Consider the following 15297-nt stretch of genomic DNA (forward strand, 5'->3'; position numbering starts at 1 on the left):
ACACGGAAACGATCAAAGACGCATATAAAAAGGGTCTGGATCCGATTCCAAATGGTTTGCAGGCACAAAAGAGAGCGCAGGATAATGTGTACGATTGATTAAACTGCGCATGTAGATGTGTGCCGGATAGGAGAATAAAACATATGGCTTTATCACGTGCAAAAGCAGGCTGGGTCCTGGCTTTTCTGGTACTCATGTGGGGTGTAAACTGGCCCCTGACCAAATACGCATTAAATTTTACACCGCCGCTTATATTCGCAGGCATGCGCCTGTTAATTGGGGGCTTGGTGCTGGGGTTGTATGCTTTTCCCCGCTACAAAACGCTGCGCCTGAAGCACACCTGGCATATCTATGCCATATCTGCGGTGCTTAATATCATCTTCTTCTACGGCTTTCAGACCGTAGGGCTGACGGAGGTGCCGGCAGGATTATTTTCATCCATCGTGTTCTTGCAGCCTGTGCTGCTCGGAATTGGGGCATGGCTATGGCTGGGAGAGTCCATGTATGGACTGAAAATTGCCGGATTGGTGCTCGGTTTTGCAGGAGTGGCTACGATCAGTATTGGTGGCATGACAGGAAAAGTATCCCCTGAAGGGGTAATGCTTGGGCTGTTCAGCGCAATTAGCTGGGCGATCGGGACCGTATATATGAAGCGAACTTCAATGAAGGTTGATGGAATCTGGATGACAGCCATTCCGATTCTGATCGGCGGAGTTGTTCTGACGTTGACGGGTACGGTAACAGAGAGCTGGGCTGATGTGCAGTGGGTGCTTCCTTTTATACTGGATACGCTGTTTATTTCGGTGTTTGTCATTGCGATGGGATGGCTCGCGTTCTTCAAACTGGTCAGCTCCGGCGAAGCCAGCAAAGTAGGATCGTTCACGTTCCTGATTCCGCTGATCGCTTTGCTATGCAGTGTGCTGTTCCTCGGAGAGTCGGTGACGGTCAATCTGATCGCAGGTCTAATCATGATTATTGCCAGCATTCTGCTTGTGAATGTTAAAGTGAAGGGCAGTAAGGTGGCGAAAATTTAAGGTTATGCGGAGAACTTTCTTCAAGTGGTTGTTGAACCTTGTATACATTCCGAATGACAATGCAAAAAATGGGTATGTTATATATAGGAACATCACCAATGATTACGAAGAGGAGGACTCCAACATGACACAGAATAATCAACCTCAGGATGAGGCGGCAATTCGCAACAAACTGGATGAAGACGGGGATTCCTTGATGGAGAAAAAGAAAATTTTGAGCGGTGTGGATATTGAGCCGCAAGCAGACGAGTGGTCTGCCAAACCGTCACCTGTAGCATTTGATGAAGGTAAATCATCCAAAGAATAAGAGGAACCAGATATAGCTTGAAAAGAAGCGGGTACCGTTAAGGTATCTGCTTTTTTTATAAAATAAGAAAAGGATAAGATCAGGAGGATCATCGTTCTGATATTAAGGGAATTGTCCGCAACGCGCAGTTGGGGTTCGTGAATCACTTCGACAGATGTTTTTTTATTGTATAATCATGGAAACGGTTTGTGAAATGGAGAGTGTAAAGATGATTGGAATCAACATCAGACGAGCTGTCATCGGAGATTACACGGGAGTTTCCGCATTAATGGATGAACTGCATCGCTTGCATGTGGAGGCTAGGCCAGACGTATACAGAGAATTGCAGACGAGAATGAGCCATAAGGAATATGAACAACTGCTGAAAGAGGATCATCGTTTTCTCTATGTTGCGGAATGGCTCGATCAGGGTGAGATTGTTGGATATGCGAGCGCTCAGTTGAATGTTATTCAGAATGTGGATTTGTTAAAGGATCGGAAGATGTTATACATCAATGAGATCATCGTTGGCAGCAAACATCGCGGACATGGGACAGGCAAACTGTTGATGCAGGAGTTAATCGAACTTGGCAAAGGAATACAGATCGACAGTGTTGAACTGACCGTATCTACATTTAATACCGGTGCTCAGGCTTTCTATGAGCAGTTAGGTCTGGCTGTACGCAGCAGTAGAATGGAATACATACTATAGAGCGCCTGTACAAAGACTAATAGGATGTCTGGCGCAGTAATCAGCTCAAGAAGTATGGTAAACATCCATTTTGAGAAAAATAATAAATCACCCTTGCATACCCCCATGGGGTATGTTACTCTTATAACAGAACGAAAGAAAAGGGGTGTTCGCAATGGAACATCAGAGCCATCCCAAGGAACCTTTGGAGTCATCCGAAACAGAGGTGAACGAAGTCTCGCAGATTGATGATCAGCAAGCCGATTCATGTCATACGGCAGGCAGTGACGGGAAGCATGTGCGGAAGAGCCATCACTCCCAAGAGATGAAGGGCAACCTGATATCTCGCTTGAACCGTGTTGAAGGACAGATTCGCGGAATCAAGGGATTGATCGAGAAGGATACTTACTGTGATGATGTGCTGACGCAGATCGCGGCGGCTCAGTCTGCTCTTAATTCGGTAGGCAAGCTATTGCTGGAAGGTCATATGAAGAGCTGTATCGTTGAACGCATTCAGGCCGGAGAGCATGAGGTTGTGGATGAATTATTGGTAACGGTAAGGAAGTTAATGAAGTAATTATTTTTGAATGAACTCATCATTTATATATCCAAGGAGGAACTACACATGTCTAATATTACGTTGAACGTTACAGGAATGTCTTGCAATCACTGTGTGAAATCGGTTGAAGAAGCCGTGAAGAATGCGGGAGCGAATGGTCAAGTTGATCTGGCAGCAGGAACTGTCGCAATTGAATATGACGAGCAAAAAGTCAATGTGGATCAGATCAAAGCAGCCATCGAAGATCAAGGATATGACGTAGTCTAATTATTGCAGGCTTAAACTGAACTTCCCTTTGCATGGAAAGGAATGCAACAGATCTCTTTTCCAATAAATGAGTTCATTGTTTAAGCCTGATTTTTGGTCTTTTATATACCCCTTGGGGGTATTGGGATGAGAGCCAATATTTCATAGAGAAAGGAGCTAACAACATGGATAAGTCATCGACAATGGAAAACACAACAGCATCAGAACCCGTACCTTCACCGGAAGCGGCGGGATTACAGACAACACTGCAAATTACAGGCATGACCTGTGCTGCCTGCTCTACCCGGATTGAGAAGGGTTTGTCCCGAATGGAAGGGGTCAATCAGGCGAATGTTAACCTTGCTATAGAACAAGCAACGGTATCCTATGATCCGAAGACAACGAACATCAATGCTTTGCGGGATAAGGTGGAGGCGCTTGGTTATGGTACTGTAACGGAATCCGTGGATCTGGACATTACAGGCATGACCTGTGCTGCCTGTTCTGCTCGAATCGAAAAGGGTCTTTCCCGGTTACCAGGCGTATCCCGTGCAAACGTGAACCTGGCGCTGGAAACGGGACATGTGGAATTTGCAGCAGGAGCATTGAAGGCATCCGATATTACGGCGAAGATCAAGCAGCTCGGTTATGGCGCGGAATTGCAGCAGACACAGGAAGATACCCAATCGGTGCGTGAACGTGAACTACAGCGCAAAAAGTGGAAATGGATGATCTCCGCCCTGTTATCTTTGCCGCTGCTTTGGGCCATGGTGGGTCACTTCTCATTTACCTCGTGGATCTGGGTACCGGATCTGTTCATGAACCCATGGTTCCAACTGGTGTTGGCAACGCCGGTACAGTTTGTCATCGGATGGCAGTTCTATGTGGGAGCCTATAAAGCGCTCCGTAATGGCAGTGCCAATATGGATGTACTGGTTGCTTTGGGTACAAGTGCGGCGTTTTTCTACAGTCTGTATCTGACCCTGACCAGTGGCAATGCAGCTTCAACCATGATGGATCATGGTGGGACGGGAATGGCTGCAGCAGCCATGCCAACCGTGGAGCTTTATTATGAGACGAGTGCAATCCTGATTACGTTGATCCTATTGGGAAAATGGTTCGAAGCCGTAGCTAAAGGGCGCTCCTCTCAGGCGATTAAAAGCCTCATCGAACTGGCTCCGCGTGAAGCCAGAGTGATTCGTGATGGACAGGAAGTTATTGTACCGTCGGCATATGTTGCGGTTGGTGATCTGGTTCTGGTCAAACCCGGGGACAGCATTCCTGTCGATGGCATCGTGGAGGAGGGGCAGTCTTCTGTCGATGAATCCATGTTAAGCGGAGAGAGCCTGCCCGTGGATAAAAAACCAGGGGACGCCGTTACAGGCGCTACGTTGAACAAAAATGGAGTATTAAGACTGCGTGCGACCCGAGTAGGATCGGACACGGCGTTATCGCAAATTATTAAAGTGGTTGAGCAAGCACAGGGCTCCAAAGCACCCATTCAGCGGATTGCAGATGTAATATCAGGTATCTTTGTTCCGATTGTTGTAGGGATTGCGGCAGTGACGTTCCTGATCTGGTACCTGTTCGCCAGTCCCGGTGACTTTGCCGGTTCGCTGGAGAAGGCCATTGCTGTACTTGTCATTGCCTGTCCTTGTGCGCTTGGACTTGCAACCCCAACGTCCATTATGGCTGGATCCGGACGTGCGGCAGAATACGGTGTGTTGTTCAAAGGCGGCGAACATTTGGAATCGGCGCAGCAGATCCAGACGGTTGTACTGGACAAAACAGGTACAGTTACCCAAGGCAAGCCCGTGCTTACGGATGTGGTGACGGCTCCGGAATGGACGGAAGCAGAGCTGCTGCAGCGGGTGGGAGCGGCAGAGCAGAGTTCGGAGCATCCTTTGGCTGAGGCCATTGTAGAAGGAATCCGAGGTAAAGGTCTGGAGTTAACCCCATCAGAGCAATTTGAGAACATACCGGGATATGGCGTGCGAGCTCGAGTCCAGGGACAAGAAATCCTGGTCGGGACACGCCGGCTGCTTACGGATGCGAAGGTGAATGTCTCCGAGGAAACCATGCAGCAGATGAATAACCTTGAAGAACAAGGACGCACAGCGATGCTGGTCGCGGTGGACGGTCAGTGGGCTGGGGTTGTTGCTGTAGCTGACACCATCAAGGATACTTCACGGGAAGCCATTCAGCGGCTTCATGCTATGGGAATCGATGTCATCATGATTACGGGAGACAATGAGCGGACAGCACGCGCCGTAGCGGAGCAAGCCGGAATTAATAAAGTTCTGGCTGAGGTACTGCCTGAGGGTAAAGCGGCAGAAGTGAAAAAACTTCAGGAGAGTGGCCTCAAGGTAGCGATGGTTGGAGATGGAATCAACGATGCTCCGGCCCTTGCTACAGCCGATATTGGAATGGCGATTGGAACCGGAACCGATGTAGCGATGGAAGCAGCGGATATTACGCTAATGCGCGGCGATCTGAACAGTATTGCAGACGCAATCGAGATGAGCCGGCGCACGATGGGCAATATCAAGCAGAACCTGTTCTGGGCACTTGGTTATAACGTGATTGGTATTCCAATTGCAGCAGTGGGCTTCCTGGCTCCTTGGTTGGCAGGTGCGGCCATGGCGTTCAGCTCCGTGTCGGTTGTACTGAATTCGCTGCGTCTGCAACGAATGAAACTGAAAAGCAATGACTGATGTCCATTGAGGGACGTGAATCAACTTTTCATTTTGCTCAAAAGTAAGTATAGGGTGCGGTCCGCTACGGCGGATCGTGCTTTTTTTTTTTTGTTGGGGGGAAGGTGGTTGAGATATGTTAAAGGTGCTGTCCTTTCCTTGTTAACAGAGGTGAGGATGTGAAGTGATGTTCTCTTATGAAATGGAATTCATTGTTTGCGAAACACATCTTTATCTTTCTGAAGCTTTCAGAAATAGATTGACAATATAGACATATAGACTTAAAATTTAAAACGATCGTTTGATTTAAACAATCGTTTACATCAAATTCGAACTAATAAGTAATGGAGGACATCATTTATGTTGCAGGCTTTACGTATATTGTTGAAAAAACCGCCAGTAATTGTGGGGATCGTGACGGCGCTTATGTTCCAAGTGATCTTCAGCGTGATCTGGATGACAGCATATTCCGGAGTGAATGACCGGATGAATGAATTGACGGTTGCCGTTGTCAATGAGGATGGAGAGCAGTCCAAGGGGATCGCAGATCGCATGGCTGAGACGCTTCCTTTTCATACCGTAACGAATCTGAGTGCTGCTGAAGCACTTGACCAGTTAAATCACCGCAAGATTCATATGGTACTGAATATCCCGGCAGGGTTTAACGAGCTGATTCAGACAGCCGGTTCCACTGCCGAAATCAAGTACACCATTAACGAGGCGAACCCGGTTACGATCAAAAGCATGATGCAAGGTGTATCGCAAAGTGTGACGAACACGATTAACAAGCAAGCAACCGCTCAAGGTGTGCAAGCTGTGTTGACGGCTTCCGGAGCGCCTGCAGATCAGGCAGCTGAAGCTGCTGCCAACCTGACTACCCGCGTGGAAGGTAAAACGACTTCCATTAATCCGGTTAACGGCATGAACAACCAGATGGTGCCGATGATGATGGTACTCGCTTCTTATGTGGGAGCCATGATTATGGGGATGAACCTGCAGACAGCGATGGGTATGCTGTCCGCTACTCACTCCCGCTGGACGTTGTTTGGTGCCAGAGTAGTCATTAATCTGGGGTCTGCTCTAGTGGTTTCCCTGCTGGGATCATCACTAATTGTTTCGCTTGGCGGACAGATCGAGCAAGGATTTATCGCATTCTGGTTGTTCCAGGCGTTATTCCTCTGCACGTTCATGTTCTTCTCCCAGTTCTTCCTGATCTGCTTTGGACCGGCAGGAAGCTTGTTCAACATCATTTCACTGTCGCTGCAACTGGTATCTTCCGGTGCAATGGTGCCACGTGAACTGCTGAACAGTTTCTACAGTGGTATTGGTCAGTATCTGCCAGCCACATATGCCGTTCAAGGTGTTCTGAGTGCTCAACTGGGCGGACCTGGAGTTCAAGCCGCTGCTGGCTCGATTGTTATCGTATTGCTGGTTGCTGTAGCCCTCTCCCTGGTGGTGACGTTGTTGAAAAAACAACGCATGCCAGCTGGGGCACCAAGCCCGGCTCAAATGAACAGCTAATATTTCAGACATCATGGTTGTTCTTCATAGGTTATGATCAAGCGCCCCGGTGATTTTCACCGGGGTGCTTGGTTTAATAGTAGGTTGAGGTGGATAGCTTTGAAGGAACACAGGCTGCACACCTTGCGCTTTGATGCACAAACTTTCATAATGAAACGATAGAGTAGTCTCGCTGCAGCCCGGTGAGCTGGAGCAAATGAATAGAACGGACAAGAGGAGCGGACGGAATGACGGAACCGGAATTGGATATAAAAACGAGGATTTTGCTTGCAGCCAAGAAACTTTTTGCACAGCAGGGGTATGACGGGACGAGTGTTCGTCAAATCTGTGATGAGGCGGGGGCGAATGTATCGCTGGTCTCGTATCATTTTGGCGGAAAAGAAAAGGTGTTCGAAGCATTATTTGAGCACTTTTTTCCTGATCATATGATGAATGAGTTGGCTGAAGAGTCCATGTCCTCCCCCGTGGAGGGTATCCGACGAATCATAGGTGAAGTTGTAAAGTTCACAATGACGGACCGGGAGATGAGCGATATTGTGCAGCTTGAAATCACGCTGCGTACCCATCGCACAGCTACCGTATTTCGTTTTTTGGACCCCGTCTGGACCAGAGTGAGAGAACTGCTGCAAGAAGGCAAGGAGCAGGGAGTATTCCAGATCGAGTCCGTATCTTATGCAATGCTTCAGGTCATGGGTGTGGCTTTGGCACACAAACGGGCCAAGAACTCACGATTTAGCTTTGACTATCAGGATATGAACACAGATGAGCTGGCCGAGCAGACCATTGAATTCGTACTACGAGGATTGGGAGTGAATAGCAATGAACGAAACCATTGAATTGATGATGAAGCACCGCTCTGTGCGGAAATTCAAGCCAGACCCGGTAAGTGAAGTGCAGCTGGCAGCAATCGTGGCGGCCGGGCAGATGGCTTCTTCTTCAAGTAGTGTGCAGGCCTATACTGTAATTGCTGTTACCGAACAGGAGCAAAAGGACAAATTGGCTGAATTGGCAGGCAATCAGTCTTACATCAACGAATGCCCTGTATTTCTCGTATGGTGTGCTGACCTATATCGCCTGAGTAATGCTGCGAAGCGTCATTTACCTGAAAAGGAATCCTATGAGGATTCCACTGAAAACTTTATGGTGGCCACAATTGATGTTGCACTCGCATCGCAAAATGCTGCGCTTGCAGCAGAGTCACTAGGTTTCGGAATTGTATATATTGGCGGGCTGCGCAACCGCATTGGGGAAGTTAGCGATGTATTGGGCTTGCCTGACGGCGTCTATCCAGTATATGGCATGTGCATTGGTGTTGCTGATCAGGAGACGGGGATTCGTCCGCGTCTACCTCTGGATGCGGTCTTACACCATGGCCGCTATAACGCCGAGCAGACCCTCAAAGGCGTCGAGAGCTATGACGAAACGACTGCTGCATACATGAAGGAGCGCACCCAAGGGGAACGTACTACACCGTGGTCCGAAATGATGGCGAAACGCCTCACAGAACCGGTACGTCTACAGATGAAGCCATTCCTCGAAGGCAAAGGATTCTTGAAACGTTAAGCGTAAATCCAAAAGAAGTCAGTTCGGCGGATGCCGACTGACTTCTTTTTTTGATACTCTGCAGTGCCTACTTAGTGGAGAAAGTGAACCAGAACAAGACTGAACGCCAATTCCAATCTAAGGAAGACCGTAGAAGCGTTTTGTATTCTGATAGAAGAGACGCGCTGCCCGCTCCGTTCCCATACCTGTCACTTCACTCCACGCCTGAATAACCTGTCTTGTCATGGCTGGATGCGTCATTCTTCCCTGGAAAGGTCCCTCGAAAGGCCAAGGTCCATCGGTCTCTGCCATAACCTGCTCGGAAGGATACTGACGGGCCAGTTCGCGTATTTCCTCTTCGTATATGATATCAGGTGTAAATGAGACGAAGTATCCGTTGTCAGCCATTCGCTGGACGGTCCGCTTGGAGCCTTTGAACCAGTGAAAGTGAGCCCGGCGATGATGATATTGCTCCAGCAGATCACAGGCGATATCGGCATCCTCATATACAGCGTGCAGTACAATCGGTTTACCGTGCCGTTTCGCCAGCTGGATAAATCGCTCCAACAGATCGATATAACCGCTCTGATCAAAGCGTTGCCCTGCCAGTTCGGCTTCCTGTCGGTTGTAATAGGGCAACCCAACTTCCCCAATGGCTGTAGCTTGTCCCATATGCTTTTCGATCCAGTCAAAGAACAGATCCTGCTCTGCCAGGGACGGCAGGGGCTGCTCGGGATGGAACCCAAAGGCTGGATATACGGTGCGGGGGTATTGTGAAGCTAGCTCCAGGTTGGTCTGGGCTGATGCCAGATTCATGGAAACGGCAATGACGGCTTCAACCTGCTGGGATGGGAAGGAATGCAGCATCTCACGTTGTTCTTCGGTTGTATATTTGTCCAGGTGAAGATGAGCATCGATCAAGGGTGCAAAAGCGGTTGATTGCATGGATGGACCCCTCCTTTTTATCTTTTACCAATGATACGCAATATTGTATATCTCGGATCACCCATTTTAGGGAAATAATAACTTAAAAACCCGCACTATTTAGATAGGCGGGTTTTCTGCTGTTCTTCTCTCATCCACTGGGAAATCTGCCGTTTGCGTTCAAGAAAAGCGGATTCCTCCGTGATCGCTTCGCGACGTGGACGATCAAAGGGAACATCGACTTCGTGAAGTACAGCTGCAGGCCGATTCGATAAAACATAGATACGGTCAGCGAGCAATAACGCTTCCTCAATATTATGCGTGATGAACAGCACCGAGCGGCGGTTCTGTTCCCAGATATCGAGCAGCCAGCGCTGCATGTCGCTGCGGGTCAATGCATCAAGTGCACTAAATGGCTCGTCCAGCAGCATCAGCTCCTGCGGACTGAGCAGCGCGCGCAGAAAGGCAACCCGCTGCTGCATGCCACCCGATAACATATGCGGATAGGCTTGTTCAAATCCGGCCAGTCCGACACTGCTCAGCCACTTCCGGGCATCTGCAAGCGCTTCTGCTCGGGGTGGTGCATCTGCAGACACTTCACCAGCAAGCAGCACATTGTCCTCAATGGTACGCCATGGGAAGAGGGCAGGCTGCTGCGGCATATAGCTAATCTTGCCGCGTTGTCCGGTAACATCCTGACCATTCATCAGGATTTGGCCCCCCTGTGGTTTCAGCAGACCGCCGATGATGTGAAACAGGGTGCTTTTGCCACAGCCGGAAGGGCCAACGATGGCTACGAATTCTCCTTGCTCCACGGTCAGTGACAGGCCATCCAGAACGGGCAATGTGCTGCGTCGCTCGCGGAACGAAGCATGCACGTTCAGAACTTCGAGCGCTGGTGATAAATGATGTGCAGGTAAGGCCGCGGCTCCATTCTCAGAAAGTCCACTACCTTTTGGAATGGTTGCACCTTCATTCGGTGCAGCAGCTATCTGCTCGTTGTGTTCGGGTGTCATCTTTTCATCACTTCCTAACCGTTATATGGTGCATATTTCAAAGTTATCGTTTTTGTGGCCGCCAGCGTACGAGCAGCTTCTCCAATAGCGCAATGAGCAGGAAGAGCAGCAGGCTCAGTGCCACAATAATCATGATTGCCACGAAAAGACGATCCGTCCGATAGGCCGATTTTTGCAGCATCATATAATAACCGATACCCTTATCTGCACCGATCCATTCGGCGATAATCGCACCCATGACGCTGTACGTAGCGGCAATTTTAATCCCCGAGAACACTGAGGGTAATGCATGTGGGAGTTCGAGCTTCCAGAAAATTTGGCCGCGTTTTGCACCAGCCATGCGCATATAGTTCATCATCGCTGCATCGGTGCGGGTCAACCCGTCCATGGCAGCTACAGCCACCGGGAAGAAGCAGACCAGGATGATGGTAATCAGTTTGGGCAGCAGCCCAAATCCGAACCAGATCAGCAAGAGCGGCGCAAGCGCGATGGTCGGTATATTTTGACTAAGAATAAGTAATGGATAGAGTGCAGATTTCAAAAAGGGAATTAAATGCAGCACCATCGCAATCAGTAATCCCACAAGTGTACCTGCTGCAAACCCTATCAAAGTCAACTGGATTGTTGCCCATGCATGCATGCCAAGTCGCTCGGCCTGGGACGCTGCTTCATGGGCGATGTCCGAAGGTGCAGGCAGCATCCATTTCTCAATATGGAACAGGGAGACGGCTCCCTGCCATATCGCTATAAAGAGAATAACCGCCACAAAGGGCGGCCAAACGCTTTTCCAATAGGCATGCATTAGCGATATTTCTCCGTCAGGGTGTCCATGCTGAAGCCACTTGGGCTATGGGCGATCTTGATCTGTGAGATGATGCTCGGACTGCCGGCTTCCACAAGAACTTCGTGCATTTTGCGAACAACCTCCAACAGCTCATCCAGTTCTCCTTCCATCGTGGTATCCAGTGGATTAACCTGATATTTCAAACCAGACTGCTGAATAACTTCGATGGCACGATCAACGTAAGGATAGGAATTTTCGCCATTGGGCGTTTTGGGAATGACTTGAATGCTAAGTAGTGTGCTTGCCATGAGAGATCACTTTTCCTTTCGAAATATATAAAACGAACTAATGACTGTTACACTTGCCACTTCGATGACAGAATAACCTTCCAATCGCTGTTATCCCCAGATTTTTTTGATTCCCTTCTCCAAAGGGAAAATCCGGTGATAAAGGCGAACGCTTCGCTTTTTCACGTTATTTCTGTCCTCTTCGTTCTCGTGTAAATACTAAGTTCATTTTATATGGATAATTTTATTGGGGTAAGAACTCGTTCGTATATGCTTTGGATACATCTACCTGCTCGTCGAGCAGTTTTTTGCTAAACATCCAGTCCGTGTAGTTCTGCCATACTTCCTGCTTTTGCTCACCCCAGCGCGGTGCGTCATCCTGATATTTCGGACTCAGCCACTTCTGGCTTGCGAGTACAAGGTCCTTATCCAGATCCGGTACGGCCATGATCAGAATGTTGGCAGCGTCTTCGGGATGTTCAATCGCATATTGATATCCTTCGGAAGTCGCTTTCAAGAACGCTTTAACCAGCTCGGGATCGTTCTGAATCGTCTTTTCATTGGTAACAAGTACTGGAGTGTAGTAGTCCAGTGCCTCGGAATAATCCTTCACATATAGCATGTCGATCGGTTCGCCGCGCAGTTCGGCTTCAATGCCCGTCCATGCGTAGAAAATCCAGGCAAAGTCGATATCGCGTTTCACAGCGGTGAAGAAATCTGCATCGCCCATGCTGATATTTTTTACTTTGGATACATCGGCGCCTTCGCCTTCCATAATGGACTGCATCACAGCTTCTTCTACCGGGGAGCCCCAGCCACCATAAGTTTTGCCTTCAAAATCTTTGGGGGACTTGATGTTCCGATCCGCCGGAGCGGCAAATCCGGACGTGTTATGCTGAATAACCGCAGCGATGGACACGAGTGGTACGCCTTGTGTGCGGGCCTGGGTCACACTCTCCTGATAACTTACGCCAAAAGGCACTTCGTTCGAAGCTACCATGGTATCCGCGCCTCCGGCACCTGGCTGTACAATCTCGACATTCAAGCCTTCGGCTTTGTAAAAACCTTGATCTACGGCCGCATACAGGCCGGTATGATTCGTATTTGGTGTCCAGTCCAGCACCACTTTAACGTCCTTGAGGGCTGCATTGTCACCTTCATTGCTGTTTTCGGTGTTGCTGCTACCATTTTCTCCTGAAGGTGCAGCTTCTTTGCCGCCACATGCAGCCACAGCCACTAGTAGTACGCACAAGAGCATTAGGCCCATCATTTTACGCCATCTCATCTTTATTTCTCTCCTTCATGTTGTCCGGCCAGTGGCGCGGGGTACTCCTTGGCTTCATATCCAAGCTTCTTGCATAAATCGACAGATTTATACCAGCTATGATCCGGATGACGTCACTTTTTTAGCTCTCTGGCTATATAAAAGAACATTAAAAAAGCGCCCCGTTAATCCGGGACGCGTGCAGGCGTTAGAGATGTGGCACTCAGCAAAGAGGCTGGGCCAATTCGATATACTCCGATTCCTACGCTGGCATGATCCAGATCAGGTCTAAGGGTCAGTATCTTGGTGGGATACACTCTCAGCCGGCCTATTCCGACTCCCCTGGGAAACTATGAAGTTACGGGCATTACTAGGTGTAATTATAGGCCAGAGGCCCATGCATGTCCAGTCAGGAACTGGATAGGGGCACGTATGAAATAGTCAAAAGGCCGTTATACATGCGTATAACGACCTCTCTAGATGTGTTATTTTCAATAATTATCGTGGCGAATCATATAAGGAAATCTGACTGAGTGCAAAAGCATCGGATTTCGGGTCATAGCCTACCTGTTTCTGAGTGGTTTCCAGATTCAATCGTTTAAACCGATTATTCGAGATTCCATGCAGTATGGTGAAGGGTTCCAGATCTGGAGCTGTAATTGCTTTGAACATCAAATCACACAAGTCAGCCGGACTAATATACGCGCTCATATCCCTTGCCTCCAGCGCGGGTCCATCCGGTTGAAAATCATCATATGCCCCTATACGTATTGCAACACTTTGTAAACCTTCGGTATACGCAAAATAGGAAGCGAGCGATTCTCCAAAACATTTGCTAACCCCGTACAAATTCCGTGGGCGTGTCGGCATGTCCGGATAGATTTGAGCATCAATGGGATAACCCTCAATCGTCTGTGCACTGCTTGCCAGAATGACTCTCTGCACACCTTGGTCTTGAGCTGCACGGAATACATTAAATGTACCCTTGATATTGATATCCAACAACGATTCATAAAACCCTGCATGTGGGGAAGGGTCTCCCGCCAGATGTACAACCACATCCATGCCTTCGCAAGCGTGCTGACAGGCTTCGGGATCTGTCACATCCAGTGTCATGATCTCATGGCTTGTCCCTTGATACGTATGCAGTCTGTCGATACTCAAATCCGTAAGTCGCAGGTGAAATGCTTCTGACAAGTGATGGGACAAGTCACGTCCAATTTTTCCGGCTGCGCCGGTAATTAAAATGTTCATAAATCAGCTCCAATTCTTAGCGCTGGAAGAACTCGATCCATTCCTTTTCAGGTCCATAGATGAAGAAATAACGGTAACCGTTAGGCAGTGTAATCATCTCTCCATCAATAAACTCGGCCTCGGTTTCCTTAATGCGGTTGTACTCAGACTCAAGGTCATCGACATGGATGGCAAAATGGTGCACCGTACCTTCGGCAGGCAGCTTGTCGCTGTATCCCTGAATCAACTCAATCTCGGTCTCATGGCTTCCGTTGAAGCCGAGAAAAGCGAGCTGAATGACACCGTTGGTATGAGTTACCCGGTCTTTCAATTCAAGACCAACAATCTCCGTATAGAAACGCAGCGTGGTCTCCAGATCACGAACGGCAATGCCGACGTGGTCAATGCGCTTTTGAAAACTCATCATCCAAATCCTCCTTATATGTAGCGAATATTCCCTACCATTTTAAGGGATATGATAGGGCTCTAATACGAGGTTGTCAAATCCGATTTTAATTTGGAAATATTATATTTGTTCACAGAATGTTCACTTATGTAGAGGGGTTTGTCATCTCTATAATTACGAAGGTAAACAGAGAGGATGAGAGAATTGCCAACAACGAAAAAAGAACAGATTGTTTTTGGAATAATGATGTGTACAGGGATGGTTGTCGTCATGATGACTTTCAATTTATGGCACAATGGGTTATTGAGCAAGATGTCCGCGTTTGAGATACTGCTTCAGTTCATATTGTGCTTTATCATTGCGTTCCTGGTGGAGTCCTTCATTGTGGGGCCTGTAGCGAGAAAAATTGCCTTTGCCTTACCTTTTGACAAGTCCAACAAAATCCTGGGTGTGCTCGCCATGTCATTTTTCATGGTTATTGGGATGGTTCTGATCATGTCCTTGTATGGAATGATTTCCGCTTATCTTGCAAATCAGTTAAATGGAGCATCTGTACTAAGTACGTATCTTCATACAATTGCTCGTAATTTCAGCCTGGCGCTACCTTACCAAATTATTATTCTGGGACCACTCGTTCGATATGTATTCGGTAAATTCATTAAGGATAAGGGGAATGTAGTCCCTTCAACCTAAATAATGTTAGTTCCGATTCAAAGCACCTGAAAGTATTTCCTGGGCAATCTTGTGTAAATAAATAGATCGTATGATCACCTTTAATGAAAGGTGATCTGAGGCAAAGATAGGACACTTT

At 48.2% G+C, this 15297-nt stretch carries 17 protein-coding genes and 1 riboswitch; of the genes, 10 read left to right on the forward strand and 7 right to left on the reverse strand.

The genetic code is table 11. The features are described 5' to 3' along the window. The first annotated feature begins 143 nt into the window (after window positions 1-143). The 9 genes from RS891_RS02215 (at window position 144) to nfsA (ending at window position 8593) form a co-directional block, all read left to right on the forward strand. On the forward strand, window positions 144-1034 hold the full coding sequence (locus tag RS891_RS02215) for a DMT family transporter (protein WP_315794304.1): 891 nt from the start codon (window positions 144-146) through the stop codon (window positions 1032-1034). Between the two features lie 124 nt (window positions 1035-1158). Then, window positions 1159-1341, forward strand: coding sequence for a hypothetical protein (locus RS891_RS02220; RefSeq protein ID WP_063566250.1), 183 nt, complete (start codon window positions 1159-1161; stop codon window positions 1339-1341). A 208-nt stretch (window positions 1342-1549) separates the two neighbouring features. Then, a complete protein-coding gene (locus tag RS891_RS02225) occupies window positions 1550-2032 on the forward strand; it encodes a GNAT family N-acetyltransferase (protein ID WP_315794305.1) in 483 nt (160 codons plus the stop codon). Window positions 2033-2186: 154 nt separating this feature from the next. Then, window positions 2187-2588: a metal-sensitive transcriptional regulator gene (locus tag RS891_RS02230; RefSeq protein ID WP_315794306.1), complete on the forward strand. Its 402-nt coding sequence runs from the start codon at window positions 2187-2189 to the stop codon at window positions 2586-2588. Window positions 2589-2636: 48 nt separating this feature from the next. Further along, entirely contained in the window at window positions 2637-2837 is a 201-nt protein-coding gene (locus RS891_RS02235; RefSeq protein WP_113055216.1) for a copper ion binding protein, read from the forward strand. A 182-nt stretch (window positions 2838-3019) separates the two neighbouring features. Then, on the forward strand, window positions 3020-5530 hold the full coding sequence (locus tag RS891_RS02240) for a heavy metal translocating P-type ATPase (protein WP_315796131.1): 2511 nt from the start codon (window positions 3020-3022) through the stop codon (window positions 5528-5530). A gap of 339 nt (window positions 5531-5869) precedes the next feature. Next, window positions 5870-7030 carry a YhgE/Pip domain-containing protein gene (locus RS891_RS02245; protein ID WP_113055213.1) on the forward strand — a complete coding sequence of 387 codons (1161 nt, stop codon included), beginning with the start codon at window positions 5870-5872 and terminating at the stop codon, window positions 7028-7030. A gap of 227 nt (window positions 7031-7257) precedes the next feature. Next, window positions 7258-7866 carry a TetR family transcriptional regulator gene (locus RS891_RS02250; RefSeq protein ID WP_063566247.1) on the forward strand — a complete coding sequence of 203 codons (609 nt, stop codon included), beginning with the start codon at window positions 7258-7260 and terminating at the stop codon, window positions 7864-7866. Then, window positions 7850-8593 carry an oxygen-insensitive NADPH nitroreductase gene (nfsA, locus tag RS891_RS02255; protein WP_315794307.1) on the forward strand — a complete coding sequence of 248 codons (744 nt, stop codon included), beginning with the start codon at window positions 7850-7852 and terminating at the stop codon, window positions 8591-8593. The genes RS891_RS02250 and nfsA overlap by 17 nt, the downstream gene beginning before the upstream one ends. 117 nt (window positions 8594-8710) lie before the next feature. Here the strand turns inward: nfsA and RS891_RS02260 are convergent, their stop codons facing one another. From RS891_RS02260 to RS891_RS02290, 7 genes are all read right to left on the reverse strand, one after another. Next, window positions 8711-9517, reverse strand: coding sequence for a TatD family hydrolase (locus RS891_RS02260; RefSeq protein ID WP_113055209.1), 807 nt, complete (start codon window positions 9515-9517; stop codon window positions 8711-8713). A 95-nt stretch (window positions 9518-9612) separates the two neighbouring features. Further along, window positions 9613-10512 (reverse strand): ABC transporter ATP-binding protein, encoded by a 900-nt coding sequence (locus RS891_RS02265; RefSeq protein WP_315794308.1) that lies wholly within the window; start codon window positions 10510-10512, stop codon window positions 9613-9615. Window positions 10513-10555: 43 nt separating this feature from the next. Further along, window positions 10556-11314, reverse strand: coding sequence for an ABC transporter permease (locus RS891_RS02270; RefSeq protein ID WP_063566244.1), 759 nt, complete (start codon window positions 11312-11314; stop codon window positions 10556-10558). Beyond that, window positions 11314-11604 carry an MTH1187 family thiamine-binding protein gene (locus RS891_RS02275; RefSeq protein WP_113055206.1) on the reverse strand — a complete coding sequence of 97 codons (291 nt, stop codon included), beginning with the start codon at window positions 11602-11604 and terminating at the stop codon, window positions 11314-11316. The genes RS891_RS02270 and RS891_RS02275 overlap by 1 nt, the downstream gene beginning before the upstream one ends. Window positions 11605-11827: 223 nt before the next feature. After that, window positions 11828-12868 carry an ABC transporter substrate-binding protein gene (locus tag RS891_RS02280; protein ID WP_315794309.1) on the reverse strand — a complete coding sequence of 347 codons (1041 nt, stop codon included), beginning with the start codon at window positions 12866-12868 and terminating at the stop codon, window positions 11828-11830. Between the two features lie 220 nt (window positions 12869-13088). Further along, a riboswitch (TPP riboswitch) is annotated at window positions 13089-13201 on the reverse strand. A 144-nt stretch (window positions 13202-13345) separates the two neighbouring features. Then, a complete protein-coding gene (locus RS891_RS02285; RefSeq protein WP_315794310.1) occupies window positions 13346-14101 on the reverse strand; it encodes an NAD-dependent epimerase/dehydratase family protein in 756 nt (251 codons plus the stop codon). Between the two features lie 16 nt (window positions 14102-14117). Beyond that, window positions 14118-14504, reverse strand: a complete 387-nt coding sequence (locus RS891_RS02290) for a VOC family protein (RefSeq protein ID WP_315796133.1) — start codon at window positions 14502-14504, stop codon at window positions 14118-14120. A 186-nt stretch (window positions 14505-14690) separates the two neighbouring features. Between RS891_RS02290 and RS891_RS02295 the strand changes: the two genes are divergently transcribed. Then, complete coding sequence (locus RS891_RS02295) at window positions 14691-15179, forward strand: DUF2798 domain-containing protein (protein ID WP_315794311.1); 489 nt, start codon at window positions 14691-14693, stop codon at window positions 15177-15179. The last annotated feature ends 118 nt before the right edge of the window (window positions 15180-15297 follow it).

Origin of the sequence: Paenibacillus sp. BIC5C1, assembly GCF_032399705.1 — a bacterium.
GTDB classification, from domain to species: domain Bacteria; phylum Bacillota; class Bacilli; order Paenibacillales; family Paenibacillaceae; genus Paenibacillus; species Paenibacillus taichungensis_A.